Below are 20,857 nucleotides of genomic sequence, written 5' to 3'. Positions count from 1 at the left end.
CAGGGCATTCGCCTCAATCATCAGGGTAGTCCCTCTAATCACTCAGAATAGAGGGATCAGTCAATGGACTAATTCACTGACTCAGATATCAGGTTTTGCTGCGCTTCACTTTTCTTCTCTGTGCTGTTTTTCGCAAGCACGTAGTAAAACAATGGAGTTAGTAGCAAACCAAATACAGTCACACCAATCATACCGGAAAATACAGCGATCCCCATCGCCTGTCGCATTTCTGAGCCTGCGCCAGTAGAGAACACCATAGGGACGACTCCCATAATAAAGGCGATTGACGTCATCAGAATCGGTCGCAAACGAAGGTGTGAAGCCTCTAGTATCGCTTCCATCAGTGTGTAACCTTTATCCTGCAGTTCCTTAGCGAACTCAACGATCAAAATTGCGTTCTTAGTTGCCAGACCGACCAGTACAATCAAACCAATCTGGGTAAAGATGTTATTATCGCTACCCCATAGAATCACACCACTGATAGCTGAAAGCAGCGTCATCGGAATGATCAGTATGATAGCCATTGGCAAACGAACATTCTCATACTGTGCGGCCAGCACTAAAAATACCAATAAGATCACCAATGGGTAAATCAGGGTCGCAGTATTGCCTGCCAGCTTCTGCTGATAAGTCAGTTGAGTCCATTCGTAAGCCATACCTATAGGTAACGTTTCAGCAAGAATCTGCTCAATTGCAGCTTGAGCTTCTCCAGAGCTAAAACCAGGCATCGGGCTACCATTTACTTCAGCCGTTGTGTAAGCGTTGTAATGCATCACACGATCTGGTCCTGCACTGTAGTTCACGTCAACAAAGGCACCGAGCGGAATCATTTCCCCGTCTGCATTGCGGACTTTCAGTTGCCGAATCTGTTCTGGCGTCTGTCGGAACTCTTCATCAGCCTGAACATTGACCTGGTAAGTTCGACCAAAGCGGTTAATATCATTCACATAGGTACTGCCCATATATGACTGCAAAGTGGAGAACACATCGTTTAGTGACAGGTCGTGCTTGAGCGCTTTAGTACGGTCAATATCCAGATCCAGCTGTGGTACGTTGACCTGATAGCTTGAGAATATACCCGTTAGCGCAGGATGAGCCCAGGCTTTCATAATCACTTGCTGAGTCACTCTATATAAAGCCTCGTAACCATGATTGGCTTTGTCCTGAATTTGAAGACGGAAACCACCAATCGTTCCCAACCCCTGAACGGGTGGCGGAGGGAAAATAGCGATAAAGGCGTCAGGAATCGAAGCGAATTTCTGGTTTAGCTGCGCAGCAATCGCATTGGCACTCAAGTTCGGGGCCTGCCGCTCATCAAAGTCTGCTAAAGGGGTAAACACAACTCCGCTATTCGGGCTATTGGTGAAGCCGTTAATACTCAGACCCGGGAAAGCGACTGAATGTTCAACCCCTGGTTGAGCCAAAGCAATTTCCGACATTTCTCGAATAACCGCATCGGTACGTTCGAGTGATGCAGCATCTGGCAGTTGCGCAAAGGCCACCAGATATTGCTTATCCTGACCTGGCACGTAACCCGTTGGTGTCTGATCAAACTGATACGCTGTCAGTCCTAACAAGCCAATATACATCAAGCCAATCACAGCCCCCAGGCGGATGACCTTCTTCACTGTATAGCCATACGCTATGGAGCCACGCTTAAACAGCTTGTTGAATGGCGTAAAGATAAAGCGGCCAAAGAGGCTATCCATGACACGAGTTAACCAATCTTTCGGTTGATCGTGACCACGCAACAGCAGGGCTGACAACGCAGGACTTAATGTCAGGGAGTTGATTGCTGAAATAAAGGTTGAGACAGTAATTGTTAGTGCAAATTGTTTATAGAATTGTCCGGTCAGCCCGGACATAAAGGCTGTTGGAATAAACACAGCAGCCAGTACCAGCGTTGTCGCGACGATCGGCCCGGTAACTTCGCGCATCGCTTTTTCCGTAGCTGCAACGGGTGCAAGCCCTTCTTCAATGTTTCGCTCTACGTTTTCTACCACCACTATGGCGTCATCGACAACGATGCCGATCGCCAGAACCAAACCAAACAATGACAGAGCATTTAACGAGAAGCCCATCAAATACATGAAGGCAAACGTACCAACCAGAGAAACCGGTACTGCTACTAACGGGATAATCGAGGCGCGCCAGGTTTGTAAGAACAGGACTACAACCAGTACGACCAGCAACAACGCTTCAAATAATGTCTGTACAACGGCTTCAATCGAACCACGTACGAATACCGTCGGGTCATAAACAATTTCGTAACTCACACCCTGGGGGAAACTTTTTGATAGCTCCGCCATTTTTGCTCTTACGTCGTCAGAAATCTGAATAGCATTCGACCCGGACGCCTGGAAAATAGGAATAGCAACAGCATCCTGGTTATCCAATAAAGAACGTAGAGAATAGTTTTCCGCACCCAGCTCAATACGAGCAACATCTTTGAGACGATTTACCTGACCATCATCACCCACTTTAATGATGATATTTTCAAATTCTTCAACTTCGCTCAGACGGCCTTTGACATTGATCAATAACTGGAAGTCAGAGCTACCACTGGGCTGAGCCCCCAAGCTACCAGCCGCAGCCTGTTGGTTTTGTTCCTGAATCGCAGCAATGACTTCGCCTGGATTCATGTCCAGACTGGCAACCTTGTCAGGATCTAGCCAGATGCGCATACTGTACTCGCCGCCACCAAACAGACGAACAGCACCCACACCTTCAATCCGAGCCAGTTCATCTTTGACGTTTAGCGCTGCATAGTTAGCCAGATACAGCGAATCATAGCGCTCGTCTGGTGAAATCAGGTGAATCACCATCGTCAAATCAGGCGATGACTTCTCCGTCACCACACCCAGTCGCTGCACGGTTTCCGGTAAACGAGGTAAAGCACGATCTACACGACTCTGAACAAGAGTCTGCGCTTTATCTACGTTCGTACCAATGGCAAATGTCACCGTTAAGGTCATCACACCATCTGAAGTCGCTTGTGAAGACATATACAGCATGTCTTCAACACCGTTTATTTCTTCTTCAAGTGGAGAGGCAACCGTATCTGCTATGACCTTAGGGTTTGCTCCCGGATACGTTGCTGTAACAACCACTGTCGGTGGAACCACTTCCGGGTACTCGGTGACAGGCAGTTGCCACACAGCAATCGCACCACCGATAAAAATCAGTATTGATAGAACGGAAGCGAAGATCGGCCGACGTATAAAAAACTGAGAAAACATTGCAACGATTCCCTATCAGTTCCCTTGCAAAGTCAGAAGCTGACTGCGCTGCTTATCAAGTAGTGCCTGTTGCTGACGAATATTCACTAAGGTGTTGTCATCAACCATAGGAACCTCGTCAGGCGTCACAGCCATATTGGGTCTCACACGTTGCAGGCCATTTACGACAATCCTGTCACCTGCATTGAGGCCAGAGGACACGATACGCAAGCCATTCACACCTTCACCAAGAGAGATTGCCCGATACTGAACAATGTTGTCTTCACCAAGAACCAGTACGTACTTATTGTTCAGATCGGTGCCAATTGCTTTGTTATCGATCAGCACGCCCTGATAGCTCTCAGATCCAGCGATACGCAGTTTGGCAAACATACCTGGAAGTAAGTTTTGTGCTTTATTATCAAAGACTGCGCGAACACGAATGGTTCCAGTAGCTTCATCAATGGCATTGTCGACAAAATCAATGTGACCAACGTGCGGGTAGCCAGTATCATTCGCCAGGGACATTTGCACTACATTATTATCCATTTCACCACCTGTTGGCAGGAAGCCATTAAGCTTTTGATACTTAAAAAAACTTCGCTCATCAACATCAAAGTAAGCATACATATGAGACGTAGATACCAAAGAGGTCAACACTGTTTGACCAGTCGTAACGTAGTTACCCTTAGTGACTTCGGCATTCGATACTTTACCTGCGATAGGTGCGCGAACCAGTGTAAATTCCAGATCCAGCTCTGCCTTGGCCAAGGCTGCTTTTAACGCTGATACGCTTGCAATACTGCGCTGCTTGTCAGCAAATCGTGCATCAATGGTTTCCTGCGAAATAGCCTTAGTTTTACCCAGGCGCAGAACACGCTCATAATCTTTAATCGCTTGATTCAAACTCGTTTGAGCGCTGCTTAGTTCAGCTTTGATCCGTGTAACTTCAGCTGTGAACCATCGACTATCAATAGAGAAGAGGACATCACCCACTTCAACCATGCTTCCCTCTTTAAAATCGACCCTGTCAACGTAGCCTGACACACGAGGCACTACTGTCACTGTCTGCGGAGATTCCAAACGACCTGTGTACTCATCTAGCTCTGTTATTTTTTCAACTAACACCTGAGCCACTTCAACCCTTGGAGGCGGAGGTGTTTTCTCAGATGATACTGCATGTGAATCCTGACATCCCGACAGCACAAAAAGTGCTGCAATTGAGATAAGAAAAAGGGGAAAACCAAGGTATTTACCTATCATCTCACCATCCTCAGACTGATTTTGTACCGATCGGTATGATAAGTATATATATTGATTTAAATCAAGAATAATCTATAAAAATGAGTAGTTATTATCTATAGACAACGTATGACAGCCACATTAAGATTTAAACATTTTCATAGTAAATGACAGAAAAATCATGGTAGTTGGAACTTCTGGCCGCCCGCGTTCTTTTAACCAAGAGACAGCCTTGGAAGAAGCATTAAAAATTTTTTGGAGTCAAGGGTATGAAGGAGCCTCAGTCAAAGACCTGACTAAGGCTATGGGTATTAACAAGCCCAGTATGTATGACACCTTCGGCAATAAAGAGGAACTGTTTCTTAAAGCTGTCGATATGTACATAAGATGCGAAACTGAATTCTTTTTTCAGGCATTAGAACTGGATGATATACATCAAGTCATCACAAGCATTTTACAAGGCTCAGCACAGGCAAATTGTAGTGAAGAGAAACCCAAAGGTTGCCTGATAATTCAAGGAGCTTTGGTTTGTAGTTCGGAAGCCAGCACCATAAAACAGGCCCTCATTAAGTGTCGCAACGAGATGAGTGAAGTGCTTCAACGGCGCTTTGAGAAAGCTCGAAAAGAAGGCCAGCTGGTTGATGGAGCAAATCCCAAGGTAATGTGTCACTATCTTACCACTGTACTTAATGGGTTATCAGTCCACTCCGTAGATGATACTTCCAAACAAATGATCCATGCAGTCTCCCGTATGGCCATCGAAAACTTACACTCTTATTGTATTAATGTATCCGCAACTCACCGCCCGGATCAGGAATAAGTTGGTTAGTGGGTCAGATGTGTGGGTAAGCACATTTCCTGTTTTTCCAAAATAGACAAGATGCACGATATTATGATTGGTTTGCTGATTAACGCTTTGGAATTTGGAGTGGATATTTATGATACTCGAGTTTAGATGCACGATATTATGATTGGTTTGCTGATTAACGCTTTGGAATTTGGAGTGGATATTTATGATACTCGAGTTTAGCGGACTAGCCCGCCCGGCGGGCACACAACCCAGAGTAACTCTTAGCTGCCAACCTCAATTCTTCGTCCTACGATAAGGAAGGAGGCATATCCGAGCCAGAGACCGAACGCACACTGGTGCTCTTGCCCGAAGTTTAGCGTGGTCGGGAGGCTGGCGACCGCATCACTGATGACGCCTGGCGATCTCGTTCAGAAGACTGCATATGATCGACAGCCCCATACCCGGATATGCCTTCGTTCAGTAGTGTAGGAACGCAGTCATGAAACACAACCCAAATCCGGCTAAAGTTCAAAAGCGGATATCTGGCCATCTAAAAACCGTGAACCTCTATGCTGCAGGCATTGATATTGGTTCAGAGTTCCACTTTGTTGCTGTCCCTAAAGAGCTCGATGAACAGTCGGTTCGGTCTTTTGCCTGCTTTACCTCTGATCTCGAAATGATGACTCAATGGCTCGTGAAAATCGGAATTACGACCGTGGTCATGGAGTCTACCGGAATCTATTGGATTCCCGCTTTCGAAATGCTTGAAGAGCACGGCCTTGACGTCAAACTGGTGAATGCTCGTCATGTTAAAAACGTCCCTGGTCGTAAAAGTGATGTGCAGGACTGTCAGTGGTTACAACAACTGCATACTCATGGCCTGCTTGAGGGAGCTTTTCGCCCTGAAGATCAGGTGTGTGCCTTGCGTGCCTATATGCGTCAGCGTGAAACCCTGATCCGTTACCGGGCGTCGCACATACAGCACATGCAGAAAGCTTTACGGCAAATGAACCTGTTGTTGGACAATGTCGTTGCGGATATCACTGGCAAAACGGGGATGGGTATCATTCTCTCCATTCTCGCGGGAGAGCGTGACCCAGAGGTACTGGCCAAACACCGGGACTCTCATTGTAAAAAATCAGAGAAAGTCATTGCTAAGTCACTGCATGGGCATTACCGGGTGGAACACCTATTTGCCTTAAAGCAGTCTGTTGAGCTTTATGATTTTTACGAAAAGCAAATTGAAGCTTGTGACAAGGCATTGGAAGACCAGTTGAACCAGTTTGATGATAAGTCCGAGAGTATCTCTCTGCCTGCAAAACGCAAATCAGCCAGCGCCCCTGCTTTTGATGTAAGAACTCACCTTTACCGGGTGACAGGGGTAGATCTGACATCGATTGAGGGAATAGAGGAAAATACCGCCCTGAAGGTAGTTTCTGAAATTGGTACAGACATGAGTCGCTGGCCGACAGTGAAGCACTTTTGTTCCTGGCTGGGACTGAGCCCGGGAAACAAGATATCAGGAGGCAAAGTGTTGAGCAGCAAGACCAAAAGAATCCCTAACCGGGCCGCTTCTGCTCTGCGTATGGCTGCACTGACTCTGGTGAGTTCGAAAAGTGCGCTGGGAGCCTATTATCGTCGAATGAGAAGTAAGCTGGGGGCACCAAAAGCGATTACAGCGACTGCACATAAACTTGCCCGGCTGATTTACAGCATGCTGAAAAACGGCTCAGAGTACGTAGATAGAGGTCAGGATTACTACGAGGAGCAATACCGTGACCGAGTCATTAAAAACATGAGAAAGCGCGCTGAAGACATGGGTTACAAACTGGTCGAAATTGAAACAGCCTCACCATCTTGACTCTATGCAAATAACTAGTCCCGAAGGAGTTACTCAGAAGGTAGACGTTCTTAAATGACCGGTTTCTCTTTCAGAACACCTCGCTCTGCCTGAGCAAAAAGCTTGTGAACTTCGCCTTCATAGTCTTCAAAGTGCTGAATGGGGTCGAACTGTTGACGTAGAGCTTCCAGTTTATGATCAAGCTGCTGAATTGCATGACAGGAAGAATTGGCGATTTCAGTCAGTGGCTGACATACTTCCATCGGGGCGGCCTCTCACTAATATGGTGTCGTTTTATCAGTAAACATCATAGCGGTGTTTGGCCGTTACCCTTGCTGGGCAGGGAAAATTTGTTGCTACTGCATACTTATTGGGCTGCAGACCCTGAAAAGAGAGTCAATATGAGACTTTCACCCAATTAGCAGGTGCCATCAATGCGTAAGTCCTACCCTTTTATTTCACTGATTATCCATGGTGAGTATTTATTAACGTTCTATTATCAACATCTCCGTTAACTGTCTGTAACGTGTGACTGACTAACGCCACAGAATAGCTGTACGGTTTATGGGGACCATCATAGGGATAGCTCTATAATTTCATTCCTGAAAAGCGGTTGTTTCAGGGTCAATACTGATACCTGATCGTAAAATAGCTTAATAGACTAGCGAAGTATTGATTTCCTATTGGAGGGACTCCGTGAGTTATCAGCAAGCCCTGCGCCAAATCGTTAATGATTCGAGATTAAACACTCAACAGAAAGCTCGCTATTTATCATTGCAGGCTGAATCCATGCTGGATTGCCCAAGGTGGTCGGAGGGGGCGCAAGAACTTCTAGATTCTGGCGTGGTATGCGATATGTTTGAGGGGAATGCTCCTTTCAAGCCCAGATACGTGATGCCAGACTATGAAAAAGCGTTAAAGAAGGGGTCTGACTATCTGGAGCTGGAAGCTCCGGAAGATCTTGATGAAGCGATTAACTTTCTACTGATTCTCTTCAATCATGTTCCTTCGGTAACCGGTATGCCGGTATTTGTTGGGCGGCTTGATAAGTTACTAATGCCGTTTGTCAATGATGGTATCAGTGATGACCAGTTGAAAAAGAAAATTAAGTTGATGTGGCAGATGATTGACCGAACCCTGCCGGATGCTTTTCTCCACGCAAATATAGGTCCTGAAGATAACCGGGTAGCCAGAGCCATTCTCAGTGTTGACGGTGAGTTAGAGCAGGTTGTACCGAACCTGACATTGCGATATGACCCTGAAATCACCTCTGACGGTTTGCTGAATCAGGCTATTGAAAATATCTCAAAAACAAACAAACCACACATCGCTAATGAAGCTTTAAATGTTGCTGATTTTAAAGCGCTTGGGGATTACCAAGGCTATGGTATCGCCAGCTGCTATAACTGCCTGCCATTGGCGGGTGGGGCGCATACGTTGGTTCGTATGAACCTGCTGAAAGCGGCGCAACAATCTGAAGGCAGTGAACAAGACTTTCTTGAGCGTGTAATTCCTGAAATCAGTGAGAAAATGTATGAAATCATTCAGGCTAGAGTGAACTATCTGGTTAATGATTCAGGATTTTATAAAGAGAGTTTTCTGGTTCGGGAAAGATTCATTGATCCAAACCGGTTCACAGCAATGTTCGGTGTCTTTGGAATGGCTGAAGCCGTTAACCACTTGCTGGGAGTGGAAGCTGAAAAAGGGTATGGGCATACCATTGAAGCGAAAGAATTCGCGATCAGAATTACTGAAAAACTAGCCGCTATTGTTGAGAGTACAAAGTTGGAAAACTGCTGGCATAGCAGGGCGCTGTTTCATTCCCAGAGCGGCATAAGTATTGATGCAGCAACAAGCGCGGGCTGTCGTATTCCTTATGGTGTTGAGCCAAGTACTCTTGAACATATTCTTACGGTTATACCTCATCATCGTCACTTTACGGCAGGTGTCAGTGATATTTTCCCTATTGATGAAACCATTAAGAATAATCCTCAGGCATTAGCTACTATCTGTAAAGGTGCTATTGCGCAGGGTTTGAGAATGTTTACGGTTAATGTCGCGAATAATGACTTGGTTCGTGTCACAGGTTATATGGTTCGTCGTTCCGATATTAAAAAGCACAAAGAAGAAGGGTCCAGAATAAACAGTACTGTATTTGGTGCTGAGGCTGCAGAGAACTGTGGCATTCTTGACAGAAAATCACGGGTTATCAGTAATGAGTTTCAGCCTTGGGTTGCCATGGGTGAGTAATGGCAGAACGACTGTTTCCGGCCTGATCAGCAAGGTGATACCATTTTCCTGTGTTGACGGGCCGGGAAACAGGTTTGTAATCTTCCTGCAGGGTTGCAATTTTAACTGCAAAAACTGCCACAACCCTCAAACCATCAATTTCTGCAATCACTGTGGTGATTGTGTTGAGCAGTGCCCTTCGGAAGCACTGAGTTTAAATGACGGTAAAATTAGTTGGAATAGCAGGCAGTGTGAAAGTTGTGATCAGTGCCTTGATATTTGTCCGGTTAACAGCTCCCCAATGGTTGAAGAGAAAACGGTTGAGGAGTTGCTACAGCAGATTAGAGTGGCGTCGCCTTTTATTGATGGCATTACCCTTTCAGGCGGTGAAGCGACGGTTCAGTTGAAGTTTGTGAAAGCTTTCTTTACCGCTGTTAAAAATGACTCAGCTTTAAATCATTTAACCTGTTTGATCGATAGTAATGGCTACTTGCCGCTATCGGCCTGGAAGTCTGTACTGCCTGTAATGGATGGCGCTATGATCGACCTTAAAGCGATGGATGCTGACCTACATAAATGGCTGACGGGAAGAGATAACTTCAGGGTTTTTCAGACGATTGAATATCTGGCTTCAGTGAGTAAGTTGATAGAGGTCAGATTGCTGATAATACCAAACATTAATGATACAGCTGAGGAGAAGATGGCAGTAAAAGATTATCTGTCATCACTCAATACAAACATTAATATCAAGGTAAATGCATTCAGTAATAAAGCGGTAAAAGGTGAAGCTATTGACTGGCTGTCACTATCTGAGGAAAAGAAAGCACTGTATCTTCAGTCAATAAATAGGTGATAAAAAATGCACCCAGAAGTTGGTGCACCTGGTATTAGTTCAGACCCGGGAGGGCAGGCTAGAAACACTCTGATCTGGTAATTTCAACTTTTTCAGTAGTTCCTGAGTAAAACCGGAACCAGGCTTGCCTTTGAATGAAGGGGTGGCTGCTGGTGTTCATAAACAGATCGGGAGCGAGTTGACAGCAACAGGGTTGTGAATTTATCGTATACTGTATCTATGTACAGTATACGATAAAAGCATGATTATAACACCAAAACTATTGCAACCCCCGTCTGGGAAAACATCCTTTCCCTTTTACCAAAGCCCTGTTGCCTGTGGTTTTCCCAGCCCTGCGGCGGATTATCTGGAAGACCGGCTATCCCTTGACCAGCTTCTGGTTCAGCATCCGGCCGCAACCTTTTTTGCCCGGGCTCAGGGTAATTCGATGATAGGTGCGGGCATTCATGACGGCGACCTGCTGATAATTGATCGTTCCCTGACCGCCCGTTCCGGAGATATTGTCATCGCCTTGCTGGACGGCGAACTGCTGGTTAAACGTCTGAAGCTGAACAATAAGAAAGCCGAACTGCATTCGGAACACCCCGATTATCCCCCGGTACGATTAACGGCAGAACAGGAGCTCGATGTATGGGGCGTGGTTACACAGGTTATTCATGAGTTGCGGTCGTAATGGGCAGCGACAAGGTCATCGCACTCTGTGATGCCAATTCGTTTTATTGTTCTTGTGAACGTGTGTTTGATCCGACTCTGTTGAATATCCCTTTAGGTGTACTCAGTAATAATGATGGTTGCATTGTCGCCCGAACCCCTGAACTCAAAGCATTGGGCGTGAAGATGGGAACGCCTGCCTTTAAGGTCAGGCATCTGGTTGAACAGGGTGCCATTGTTCTGAAAAGCTCCAACTACACCCTTTATGGTGATATGTCTTCCCGCTTTATGTGGGTGCTGGAGCAGTTCAGCCCGGACGTAGAGGTGTATTCCATCGATGAGGCGTTTGTGGACTTGGCGGGCTTCCCGAAAGAACAGCTATTGATGATGGGGCAACAGATAAAACAGCGGGTACAGCAGTGGACAGGACTGCCCATCGGCGTCGGCATTTCCACCACCAAAACCCTCGCCAAACTCGCCAACTATGCCGCGAAAAAATATCGAGCTACCGGTGGTGTGGTGGACTTAACGGACTCCAAACGACAGCAACGTTTAATGGCGATCACGCCGGTAGGCGAAGTCTGGGGTGTAGGGCGAAAAATCAGCCAGCGCCTGCAACGGCAAGGCATTCACACAGCGGCAGACCTGGTCAAATGCCAACGAAGCTGGATTAAAAAACATTATTCTGTGGTACTGGAACGCACTGTCTGTGAGCTTCAGGGGGAAAGCTGTATTCCCAGAGAAGACGAAAACACTGGCAATAAACATCAGATTATCTGCTCCCGCAGTTTTGGTGGCAGGGTCACAGAAAAAAGCGATTTACATTCCGCACTGTCCAGCTTTGCCACCCGAGCCTGTGAAAAGCTGCGCTCACAACAGAAGTTTGCCCGTGAAGCCGTTGTCTTTATTCGTACCGATCCCTTTAAAGAAGCGCCTCAATATTGCCAAAGCATTCGTTTAGTAGCACCCAGCCGAACCAATGACACTCGTCTCTGGTTACAGCAGATTACTCCTGCATTAGACGCACTCTATCAGCAAGGCTACGTGTACAAAAAAGCAGGCTTTATGTTGCTTGACCTGTGCGGCAGCCAGAGTTTTCAGGGTGACTTGCTGAGTATGAACAGCCTGCCTGAAGCCAGTGAAATAATGAAGGTACTGGATGCGGTTAATCAACGATTTGGGCAACAGACGCTGAAACCGGCATCCATTGGTTTTCAGCCCGCAGGCTGGTGCATGAGCCAGCAATCGTTGAGTCCAAAATACACGACGAGGTGGAGTGATATTATGACGGTGGGTGCCAAGTAGTAATATTTGCATGCTCGTCATCATCGCAATCCTTTACAACCCTTGCTATCAGGATAGAGCGGATAGATTTGACACTCAGTTCGGGGCTTCTAAAATAAATGTGTAGCGCTCATTTATTCCCACTTGCAGGCGCTTAACAAATATCGCTAAACAGGAGATCGAATCATGCCTCAGATACTTTCCTTCTATATTGATGAAACCCTTGTTCAGGGAAAAGTCACCTACTGCAAACCATACGATATCATGGTAGAAATCACTGAGCCTTTCTCGGGCTTTAAAGCAGCTTCCCATATTCCTACTTTTGCCAGACATCATAAGCACTTTAAGGGCATAAAAGGTCATCATAAAGCCATTGAGTTGCTTATAGAGCTGTATACTGAGTTGCAAAATTCAGTAGAGTTTTGAACACTTTACTATTGGGTTGATGAATGAATAATCAAAAAATCAATATTGGCTGTGCTGCAACGAATTTATCAGTCAATTCATTTATGAGGGCAAACTCCGGCACAACCCTGATAATGATCGACGAGTGATTAGAGTGCCTGATACTGGCTCCGGATTTCTGGATCGGGAAGCGGGTATTGTATTTGTTCCGGTGGATCATGAAGGCAATACGCAAGCTTCAGAGGACGAAGTGGCAGAGATTAAATTACTGGCACACTCCCTGATTGGCAGAACTTTTGTGGATGAAAATGGTGATGAGAGACCCATCGGCTGGGACGATATGCTGCTTGTCGCACCCTACAACCATCAGGTTCGAAAGCTGAGTGATGCTCTCGGAAAAGCAGCCAGAGTGGGCAGTATCGACAAGTTTCAGGGACCGGAAGCGCCTGTCGTCTTTTTAAGCATGTGCGCCAGCGACGCCAGTGAATCCAAAAGGGGCATGGATTTTCTGTTTAACAGAAACCGCATCAATGTAGCGATAAGCCGGGCGCAATCACTGGCTGTCGTTGTCGGAAACCCGGAGCTGGGTAATCTTAACGTCAACAGTGTCAAACAGATGGAGCTTGTCAACCTGTATAACGCTCTGGTTGATTATGGGCAGAAGCCTGGTTGAAGATGTTTGCGGTTGTCAAGGTGGCACATTTAGCACTGTAAACTGCTGGATAATATCCAATGTATGGTGAATGCAGATTGGATAATCTATTTTTTGGAAAGAGTCTGAATGAGAAAAGCACTTAATTGTGTAAAATAGACATTTTCATTAGCCATCAGGTGCCTATTTCTATGTCTGTTCCATATTACGATAACAATGCAAAAGAGTTTTTTTCATCGACTTATCAAGTTGATGCATCTGATTTATACGAAGAGTTTTTACCGCTTTTAAAGCCTCAGTCTCTTATACTTGATGCAGGGTGTGGATCCGGACGTGATACATTAGCGTTCATTCAATCGGGATTTAAGGTTACAGCATTTGATGCCAGTAAAGACTTAGCGGAATTGGCCAGCAAGCATACAGGTCAGACTGTTGCAGTAGCTGAGTTCTCCAACTTTCAAAGTAATATTTTATTTGATGCTATTTGGGCATGTGCTTCTTTGCTGCATGTTCCGCCCCTTAACCTTCCAGATGTGTTTAATCACTTGGCATCATTTCTTAAGCCTGAAGGCATTTTTTACTGTTCCTTCAAATACGGGAGTGGAGTTACAAGCAGAGATGGAAGGCAGTTTACAAATGTTGATGAAAATACTTTACAAAAAATAATTCTTAATACAAGTCTTAAGATTCATAAAAAATGGATTACTAGGGATTTAAGAACTGATCGTAAATCAGAAAAATGGATGAATGCCATATTTTACAAGGCAAGCCTGAGTCAAAATTAGAATTTATATTGAGCAGCTCCGGGTTTCCTGAGCTGCTCAATATAAATTCAAAAATGTTTACTAGCCTTTGGTTCTGGCTCCCAAGTGTGGATAATCATTGGTTTTGCCTTATTGTAACAATCCTGGAGAAATGCCCTGCGTTGTTGCTCACTTTTTCCCGTTTGTTTTATTAAGGTTTCCCTGATAGGTAAGTGGCTATTAATGAAGTATTCATTTCTGTCATGCAACCTCTCCAGAAGGTTTATAGAGGGAAGTTGCTCAAACTTTCCACCAACGCCTCTATTACACTCTTTACATGCTAATACCAGGTTCCATATTCCATTGATTAATGGGAGTTCGTTACGTAGCATCCAAGGCATAAAATGATCTACATCAGCCAATTCAGGGTGGCCTGTTTCAATTGAAATCGAATCGTAACAGTAGAAGCACCGCCCTTTCTGGTAACCATTCAGGCTATCTCGCGAGCTGGTAATAGTTATGCGTCGGTCATTTATTCTGGAAAATAGATTATTATTTTCAATGTCATGGTTAATTGACAGGAGATTCTTCGATATACCCATTTGCCATGCTGTTTCCACTAGTTTCCAGCGTGCCTCAGTTTCTTGGTTTAAACAGTTAAATCCAGAACTTTCTGACAGTTTGAATAAGTTATCTGTTAAGTAAATATTTTTATCTGCTTTTTTTCTGCCATCTTCAAAAAAACGTATACCGATTTCTTGTCTATTGACGTTATGAAATGCATCTATGACATTTTCAAAACCAAACTTCACTGTTTGGCTTACCAGTTTGTCATGGTCAATTTCTCCCCGATTGAACGCTGTGCAGACGTCGAGAAATCGACTTGAACGAGACGTGGTTTGTTTTTCTGCGGTTTCCAGATGTTGACAGATGTGTCTCGAAAACGGAACAGCCAACTGCTCAAGTGTAACAGTGTGATGATTGCTGCTGGCTAACTGGTGCAGTGATTTTGCAAGTGCAAATTTATACGACGCAACATTTTTGCCAAAAAGGATAATTCCGCGCCAATAATTCTCCAGAGTGGGTTCTATTTCGTAAAAGCGTGACAAAGTTTCCTCAATGATCGTCCATGACAACCGATTATCAATCCATGATGATTTAATAATTATAGCTATTAAAAATTAATATGTAATTTCATTTATTTATATAAGTAAAAACCACTTTATAAGTGGAACGAACGAACAAGAAAATATGTCCTTTTGACACAGTGACTGAAGGAAAGTTGCTATCCGAGAGAGGAGTTATTGGAAAAATGTTGTCATAGTCCCGTTTTGGGACTATAAATGAGGCATGAGAATTATTGCATTATCGACATTAAAGAATTTTTGGCTCAAGAAACCGGAGTATTCCGATGTTATTGAGCCGGTTTTAGCCTGGTATCGACAGACCCTAAAGGCTGACTGGTCTTCACCTTCTGATGTAAAGCGTGATTACCGTAACGCCAGCATACTAAAAGGCGGAAGGGCTGTTTTCAATATTGCCGGGAACAAATACAGGCTGATCGTCTGGGTAAACTACCCATACCGGGTTGTGTATGTCCGTTTTTTGGGTACCCATGCTCAATATGACAAAATTGATGCGCAGACTATTTAACGATGGAGATGAAAAGGATGGATATTAAACCGATAAAAACGACTGAAGACTATCAGTCCACCCTGAAAGAAATCGAGTCACTTATGATGGCCGAGTCTGGTACTTCCGAAGGCGACAGGCTGGATGTTTTGGTTACATTGGTAGAGGATTACGAGCGTCGTCACTGTCCGCTCGACTTGCCTGATCCGGTTGCTGCGATCCAGTTCCGGATGGAGCAGGAAGGCTTGTCTGCTAAAGACCTGGAACCAATGATAGGTAAACGTAATCGCGTTTATGAAGTATTAAATCGTAAACGCCCGCTGACGTTAAAAATGATCTGGAGACTGCATCAGATGCTTGGTATACCAGCAGAGTCGCTTATAAAGCAACCGCTATAAATTATTCTTTTCTTCCTTGTTCTCCCGGCACTCAACGCCCTGAGTCTGATCTTCAGGATCACAGACAGAGAAGTTTTTTGGCGGTAATACGGGATATGCACCGTCCAGCTACATGTTGGTAAATAGAGGGCAGGCTGCTGGCGACTTTACGCATTATTAATCTGCTACATTACAAGGCCAGAGAACAGGACAGTCAGATAATTTACAGGTAATAGAATGGATGTATTGATTTCAGCCTCTAATGCATTTTGCAAATATTTCAAGGTCGAACTGGACAGGCTGCCCAGTCCCGATGGAAAGCGGGTTGGTACCCAGCCAGTTCAGACTTCCCGCGACTGTGTAGCTTGGCAGTGTCATGCCGTAAAACGAAAAACCTCCCTGGGCGAGAGGACAGATGTTCTGGCTGTGGAAGCCCGAAGCCGTTATGTGCTGTTATTTTCAAACCCGGGTTTTGAGTCTCTTAAAGACTTTACCCGCAGTTTCAGAAAGCGCTGGGCTGAGGAAAGCGTTCATATGGCGATTGAAAGCGGTGCGATCTCACGCCGACCAACACCTTCTTTGTTTCATTTCGATTCCTGATCTTCCCATAAGCCTTGAAGCCAAGCCATTTGAGATAACCTTTGTACATCTGGAGTCTAATGCGGGTCACGTTTCAAACAGGTTGATACCACATCCGTGAGCAAAAGACACATACAAAAAAACCTGCAAAACTGCAGGTTTCTTCACTTTCAAAAAGTTGGTCGGGGTAGAGAGATTCGAACTCCCGACATCCTGCTCCCAAAGCAGGCGCGCTACCAGACTGCGCTATACCCCGAATTGTGCGGCTTATTTAGGCTCGTAACCATGAGCATGTAAAGTGGTCGGGGTAGAGAGATTCGAACTCCCGACATCCTGCTCCCAAAGCAGGCGCGCTACCAGACTGCGCTATACCCCGAACTGTGCGGCTTATTTAGACTCATAACCATGAGCATGTAAAGTGGTCGGGGTAGAGAGATTCGAACTCCCGACATCCTGCTCCCAAAGCAGGCGCGCTACCAGACTGCGCTATACCCCGAATTGTGCGGCTTATTTAGACTCATAACCATGAGTATGTAAAGTGGTCGGGGTAGAGAGATTCGAACTCCCGACATCCTGCTCCCAAAGCAGGCGCGCTACCAGACTGCGCTATACCCCGAATTGCCTGAACAGAATCCAGCCCTGTTCAACGACGGCGGCTAATCTACCAAAATGATTTGCGTATTACAAAAGTATTAACCGAAAAAATGGATTTTTCAGATCCGCAGGGCAATATTTCGGAGAATGTGGGATTATCTTACCACTTACGGTTTTATTGACTTCCCTTGTCGTCAATTGCTTCTGGATGACGTTACAATAGCCGCCGAACCTTAGTCTCTGGAGTTATTTGTGTTAGCGCTCATTGCGTTTGTAGCGGTTGCCCTGGTGGTATCGTTTTTCTGTTCCGTATTTGAATCGGTTCTTCATCATCTCACCCCGGCTTATGTCATAAATCTGGAAAAGAAACAGAGTCGCTGGGCAAGTGCGGTCAGGGGGTTGCACGACAATCTCGATCGTTCACGGGCAGCCGTGCTGATCCTGAATACCATTGCCCACACTGTTGGTGCAGCCGGGGCAGGGGTTCAGGCCGCCAGCGTGTTTGGTGATGGTTCGACTGGCCTGTTTGTTGCCGTTCTGACTCTGTTAATTCTGTTTGTGTCAGAAATTATCCCTAAAACTCTGGGGGCAAATGGCTGGCAGAAACTGGCCCCGTCTACGGCAGTGTGTGTCAGTTTTCTGGTCAAGTTACAGATGCCGCTCATCTGGCTGGCTGAACAGATTACCCGACAGCTGACTCCCAGACATAAAAAGAGTGATTATCTGCGTGATGAAATCAGCGCCATGGCAGATATTGGCGAAGAGGAAGGTGTTCTTCACGGCATTGAGTCGGATCTGCTTAAAAACATGCTTCGCTTCAGGGATCTGAAAATTGTTGAGATCATGACACCTCGCTCAGTTCTGTTCACTCTGCCTGAATCCATGGATGCAGAAACTTATCTGCAGACATACCCTGACAATGCCTTCTCAAGGGTTCCGGTTTATAGCGATGAACCGGATGATATCAATGGCTTTGTAATGAAAAATGACATCCTGATGGCTTATCATCAGAAGGGTGGCAAAGCGACGCTGGGTGAACTGAAGCGTCCTATCATTGCTGTGCTTGAAAATGAATCCCTGCCGAGATTGATGACAACGCTGCTGGAGCAACGCAATCATATCGCCATGGTGGTGACTGAGTATGGCGATATCAGAGGTATTGTGACGCTGGAAGATATGATTGAAACCCTGCTGGGTCGTGAAATCGTTGATGAAAGCGATGAGGTGGTGGATATGCAGCAGGTGGCACTGCAGAAGTGGGCAGAACGACTGCCGTCGCAATTACACTGACAAACAATGGGGTGGGGTTGTTCATATAAAGCCGCTCTGTCTATATTGGTGTAGTGATCATTTCAGAAAATCATCAGAAGAAAACAGATGGCTTTATTACAACTGGTTGACGAATCTCACCCTCATTTAAGACAACCAACCCAACCCGTTTCCGACTTCGGCGACAGCTTGCAGACAATTGTCGATGACATGCTTGAAACCATGTACGAAGTAAACGGTGCGGGTCTGGCTGCCACCCAGGTTGGGCTGGATATTCGGGTAGCGGTTATTGATGTTAGCTCTGATCGCAGCCAGCCGCTGGTTCTGGTTAATCCGGAAATTATTGACTCAGGCAGTGAGCAGAATATGGAAATGGGCTGCCTGTCGCTACCCGGTTGCTGGGCTGCGGTTAAACGTGCTGGTTGGGTTAAAGTCCGGGCGCAGGATCGTAATGGTGAATTTTTTGAAATGGAAGGTGAGGGGATTCTTGCCGAAGCATTTCAGCACGAGATCGATCACCTGGATGGTATTCTTTTCATCGATAAGCTATCTCCGCTCAAACAAAAGATGGTGCGGCAACGGGCTAAGAAAGCATTAAAGAAACAGCAGCGACGCGGTTAGGGGAGCAGTGACAGTATTTTGATCGTATTAAGACGAGTCGCTTCTGCAATCTCCGCTTTAGGTTCCCGACGAAGCTCAGCCAGAGTTTCAAGCACCACAGTCAGTTGTGCGGGTTCATTGCGTTGGCCCTGAAAGCCACACAGCGGCATATCGGGCGCGTCGGTTTCCAGTACTAATGAACTCAGGGGCAGGGAAGCGGCCAGGGCTCTGGTTTTCTTCGCTCTTGGGTAGGTGATGCCGCCACCAAAACCAAGACAGAATCCTTGTTCAATATACTGGTAGGCTTGCTGCTCGCTGCCGGAAAAGGCATGTACTATGCCACCCTGTTTAACTGGCTTTTGTCGCAACTGTTTCAGTATCAGGTCATGGGCTTTACGGGCGTGCAGAATAACGGGTTTTCCAAATTGCCGGGCCAGTTCCAGTTGTTCGGTAAGCCAGAACATCTGAGCTTTACGATTAACGCTTTGCAGGGCAAAGTCCAGACCTGCTTCACCAACAGCGACAATGTGTTCGTTGGTTTCAAAATACTCTGCCAGCCTTTGCAGGTCGTTTGGTTCGTGCTGACCCACAAACCATGGGTGAATACCCAGTGCGGCAAACAGTTTCACTGGTTTCTGTATGTCTGAGCACATTTGTAGCAATGGTTCCCAGCGTTCCGATTCAGTTCCGGGAACGCAGATAACTTCAACCCCCTGTTCAAAGGCAGTCGTTAGAACCTGTGACCGATCCGGGTCAAACTCTGGAAAATCAAGGTGGCAGTGGCTGTCTATCAAGGGGGAGCAAGTTATCATTGTCGTTCAATGTTGTAGGTGATTGTGCGTATAATGCTGCCATGAATTATAAGCAGTATGGCGGTGTGTTGCTGGTACTGATTTTTATTGTCGTGCTGGTAGCGCTGCCCGGATTATTAAAACAACCATTTCTTCGTTCATCTGAAGATAAATCCAGAGAATATTATCACTCGAACTGTCGGGTTTCAGCGGGTTGTCTGCTGGACTTTGAGGAAGGCTCCGTCAATCTTGTCATTAAGCCTTATACTATGCCAGTATTGCAGCCATTGCAGGTTGATGCGCTTGTCGACGGCGCTAAGCCGGTATCGGTGAGCCTGGAATTTGTTGGGCGGGATATGCCAATGGGATTGATGCCGTATCATTTATCGCTGCAGCAAGGCTCAGCAGATCAGCACCCGGCCGGTCAATGGCATTTTGAGGGTTCGGCAATGATTACGTTTTGTCCGGCTGACCGGAACATGGTCTGGCTGGCAAAGGTAGTGGTTGAGTTTGATCAGTTAACAAGAATAATGGTTTTTGAGTTGGAGAATAAGTAAATGAAGTATCTGGCACCTGCCTTTCGCTCTTTTAAAGCATCCTTTTCCGGCTTAGCAATTTCTGGCTTAGCAATTTCCGGCTTGACGATGGCTGGCTTATCAATGGCTGTTTGTATCGGTTCCGCACATGCTGCTGTTGTTGATATCTCCGACCCGATGGTGAGAGCCGTACCGCCGACATCCACCAATACGGCAGCGTATATGACGTTGCAAAACAACGGCAAGGACGATATCAAACTGGTCAGCGCAGACAGCAGCGTGGCCGAAAGGGTAGAGATACACGGTCATCGCCATGAGGGAGACAAAATGGTGATGTTTAAAGCGGATGAGCTGTCGCTACCTGTGGGTAAAGTGGTTGAGCTTAAGTCTGGCGGCTACCACATTATGCTAATGGGGTTAAAAAGAACGCTGGAGGCAGGCGAAGAAGTGCCATTAACTCTGCATTTTTCTGACTCAGATGCCATAGATATCATGGCTCCGGTCAAGCCGTTGATGAAAACCATGTCGAAAGATTCACACGGTCATTCTCATTAAAATGTTGGCTGTTGGCT

Annotated in this window: 21 protein-coding genes and 4 tRNA genes; 16 read left to right on the top strand and 9 right to left on the bottom strand. The window is 45.9% G+C overall.

Translation table 11 applies throughout. The annotated features are described in order from the left end of the window. Positions 1–68: 68 nt before the first annotated feature. Both NX722_RS15110 and NX722_RS15105 read right to left on the bottom strand, forming a co-directional pair. On the bottom strand, positions 69–3,239 hold the full coding sequence (locus tag NX722_RS15110; RefSeq protein ID WP_262563667.1) for an efflux RND transporter permease subunit: 3,171 nt from the start codon (positions 3,237–3,239) through the stop codon (positions 69–71). Positions 3,240–3,254: 15 nt separating this feature from the next. Continuing rightward, positions 3,255–4,481: an efflux RND transporter periplasmic adaptor subunit gene (locus tag NX722_RS15105; RefSeq protein WP_262563666.1), complete on the bottom strand. Its 1,227-nt coding sequence runs from the start codon at positions 4,479–4,481 to the stop codon at positions 3,255–3,257. A gap of 160 nt (positions 4,482–4,641) precedes the next feature. On the opposite strand from NX722_RS15105, the gene NX722_RS15100 reads away from it, so the two are divergent. Both NX722_RS15100 and NX722_RS15095 read left to right on the top strand, forming a co-directional pair. Further along, on the top strand, positions 4,642–5,280 hold the full coding sequence (locus tag NX722_RS15100; RefSeq protein WP_262563665.1) for a TetR/AcrR family transcriptional regulator: 639 nt from the start codon (positions 4,642–4,644) through the stop codon (positions 5,278–5,280). 469 nt (positions 5,281–5,749) lie between these two features. Next, positions 5,750–7,111, top strand: a complete 1,362-nt coding sequence (locus tag NX722_RS15095) for an IS110 family RNA-guided transposase (RefSeq protein WP_262563664.1) — start codon at positions 5,750–5,752, stop codon at positions 7,109–7,111. A gap of 50 nt (positions 7,112–7,161) precedes the next feature. On the opposite strand, the gene NX722_RS15090 is transcribed toward NX722_RS15095, so the two are convergent. Further along, entirely contained in the window at positions 7,162–7,353 is a 192-nt protein-coding gene (locus NX722_RS15090) for a hypothetical protein (RefSeq protein ID WP_262563663.1), read from the bottom strand. Positions 7,354–7,786: 433 nt separating this feature from the next. Here NX722_RS15090 and NX722_RS15085 point away from each other — a divergent pair, with 433 nt between their 5' ends. The 7 genes from NX722_RS15085 (at position 7,787) to NX722_RS15055 (ending at position 13,949) form a co-directional block, all read left to right on the top strand. Beyond that, the gene (locus NX722_RS15085; protein WP_262563662.1) at positions 7,787–9,340 is read left to right on the top strand and encodes a YjjI family glycine radical enzyme; all 1,554 of its coding nucleotides are present in this window, start codon (positions 7,787–7,789) and stop codon (positions 9,338–9,340) included. After that, positions 9,306–10,172, top strand: coding sequence for a YjjW family glycine radical enzyme activase (locus NX722_RS15080; RefSeq protein ID WP_262563660.1), 867 nt, complete (start codon positions 9,306–9,308; stop codon positions 10,170–10,172). Before NX722_RS15085 ends, NX722_RS15080 begins: the two co-directional genes overlap by 35 nt. A gap of 241 nt (positions 10,173–10,413) precedes the next feature. Further along, positions 10,414–10,845 (top strand): LexA family protein, encoded by a 432-nt coding sequence (locus NX722_RS15075; protein ID WP_262563659.1) that lies wholly within the window; start codon positions 10,414–10,416, stop codon positions 10,843–10,845. Continuing rightward, positions 10,845–12,128, top strand: a complete 1,284-nt coding sequence (locus NX722_RS15070) for a Y-family DNA polymerase (RefSeq protein ID WP_262563658.1) — start codon at positions 10,845–10,847, stop codon at positions 12,126–12,128. The genes NX722_RS15075 and NX722_RS15070 overlap by 1 nt, the downstream gene beginning before the upstream one ends. Positions 12,129–12,293: 165 nt before the next feature. Next, positions 12,294–12,533 (top strand): hypothetical protein, encoded by a 240-nt coding sequence (locus NX722_RS15065; protein WP_262563657.1) that lies wholly within the window; start codon positions 12,294–12,296, stop codon positions 12,531–12,533. Positions 12,534–12,582: 49 nt separating this feature from the next. Continuing rightward, positions 12,583–13,185: a C-terminal helicase domain-containing protein gene (locus tag NX722_RS15060; protein WP_322740976.1), complete on the top strand. Its 603-nt coding sequence runs from the start codon at positions 12,583–12,585 to the stop codon at positions 13,183–13,185. 170 nt (positions 13,186–13,355) lie between these two features. Then, the gene (locus NX722_RS15055; RefSeq protein ID WP_262563656.1) at positions 13,356–13,949 is read left to right on the top strand and encodes a class I SAM-dependent methyltransferase; all 594 of its coding nucleotides are present in this window, start codon (positions 13,356–13,358) and stop codon (positions 13,947–13,949) included. 47 nt (positions 13,950–13,996) lie between these two features. Here NX722_RS15055 and NX722_RS15050 read toward each other — a convergent pair whose 3' ends face one another. Beyond that, positions 13,997–15,016, bottom strand: a complete 1,020-nt coding sequence (locus NX722_RS15050; RefSeq protein ID WP_265442358.1) for an HNH endonuclease family protein — start codon at positions 15,014–15,016, stop codon at positions 13,997–13,999. 241 nt (positions 15,017–15,257) lie between these two features. Between NX722_RS15050 and NX722_RS15045 the strand changes: the two genes are divergently transcribed. The 3 genes from NX722_RS15045 to NX722_RS15035 all read left to right on the top strand — a co-directional run bounded on the left by NX722_RS15045 (position 15,258) and on the right by NX722_RS15035 (position 16,516). Then, positions 15,258–15,560 carry a type II toxin-antitoxin system HigB family toxin gene (locus NX722_RS15045; protein ID WP_262563654.1) on the top strand — a complete coding sequence of 101 codons (303 nt, stop codon included), beginning with the start codon at positions 15,258–15,260 and terminating at the stop codon, positions 15,558–15,560. A gap of 17 nt (positions 15,561–15,577) precedes the next feature. After that, entirely contained in the window at positions 15,578–15,937 is a 360-nt protein-coding gene (locus NX722_RS15040; RefSeq protein WP_262563653.1) for a helix-turn-helix domain-containing protein, read from the top strand. 216 nt (positions 15,938–16,153) lie between these two features. Then, on the top strand, positions 16,154–16,516 hold the full coding sequence (locus NX722_RS15035) for a hypothetical protein (protein ID WP_262563651.1): 363 nt from the start codon (positions 16,154–16,156) through the stop codon (positions 16,514–16,516). 158 nt (positions 16,517–16,674) lie between these two features. Here the strand turns inward: NX722_RS15035 and NX722_RS15030 are convergent. The 4 genes from NX722_RS15030 to NX722_RS15015 form a co-directional block, all read right to left on the bottom strand. Then, positions 16,675–16,751 (bottom strand) — tRNA-Pro (locus NX722_RS15030). 43 nt (positions 16,752–16,794) lie between these two features. Continuing rightward, positions 16,795–16,871, bottom strand: a tRNA-Pro gene (locus NX722_RS15025). 43 nt (positions 16,872–16,914) lie between these two features. Continuing rightward, positions 16,915–16,991: transfer RNA gene (locus NX722_RS15020), tRNA-Pro, on the bottom strand. A gap of 43 nt (positions 16,992–17,034) precedes the next feature. Beyond that, positions 17,035–17,111: transfer RNA gene (locus tag NX722_RS15015), tRNA-Pro, on the bottom strand. 230 nt (positions 17,112–17,341) lie between these two features. Here NX722_RS15015 and NX722_RS15010 point away from each other — a divergent pair. Both NX722_RS15010 and def read left to right on the top strand, forming a co-directional pair. After that, on the top strand, positions 17,342–18,379 hold the full coding sequence (locus tag NX722_RS15010; protein ID WP_262563650.1) for a CNNM domain-containing protein: 1,038 nt from the start codon (positions 17,342–17,344) through the stop codon (positions 18,377–18,379). Positions 18,380–18,466: 87 nt separating this feature from the next. Continuing rightward, the gene (gene def, locus NX722_RS15005) at positions 18,467–18,979 is read left to right on the top strand and encodes a peptide deformylase (protein ID WP_262563649.1); all 513 of its coding nucleotides are present in this window, start codon (positions 18,467–18,469) and stop codon (positions 18,977–18,979) included. Here the strand turns inward: def and NX722_RS15000 are convergent. Beyond that, the gene (locus tag NX722_RS15000; RefSeq protein ID WP_262563648.1) at positions 18,976–19,770 is read right to left on the bottom strand and encodes a TatD family hydrolase; all 795 of its coding nucleotides are present in this window, start codon (positions 19,768–19,770) and stop codon (positions 18,976–18,978) included. The two genes, def and NX722_RS15000, sit on opposite strands and share 4 nt — an antisense overlap. A 41-nt stretch (positions 19,771–19,811) precedes the next feature. Between NX722_RS15000 and NX722_RS14995 the strand changes: the two genes are divergently transcribed. Together NX722_RS14995 and NX722_RS14990 are read left to right on the top strand one after the other, a co-directional pair. Then, positions 19,812–20,306: a hypothetical protein gene (locus tag NX722_RS14995; RefSeq protein WP_262563647.1), complete on the top strand. Its 495-nt coding sequence runs from the start codon at positions 19,812–19,814 to the stop codon at positions 20,304–20,306. Next, positions 20,307–20,840 carry a copper chaperone PCu(A)C gene (locus NX722_RS14990; protein ID WP_262563646.1) on the top strand — a complete coding sequence of 178 codons (534 nt, stop codon included), beginning with the start codon at positions 20,307–20,309 and terminating at the stop codon, positions 20,838–20,840. The last annotated feature ends 17 nt before the right edge of the window (positions 20,841–20,857 follow it).

Origin of the sequence: Endozoicomonas gorgoniicola, from assembly GCF_025562715.2 — a bacterium.
GTDB lineage: Bacteria > Pseudomonadota > Gammaproteobacteria > Pseudomonadales > Endozoicomonadaceae > Endozoicomonas_A > Endozoicomonas_A gorgoniicola.
The sequence above is the reverse complement of the archived record's forward strand: the minus strand, read 5'-3'. Positions and strand labels throughout refer to the sequence as shown.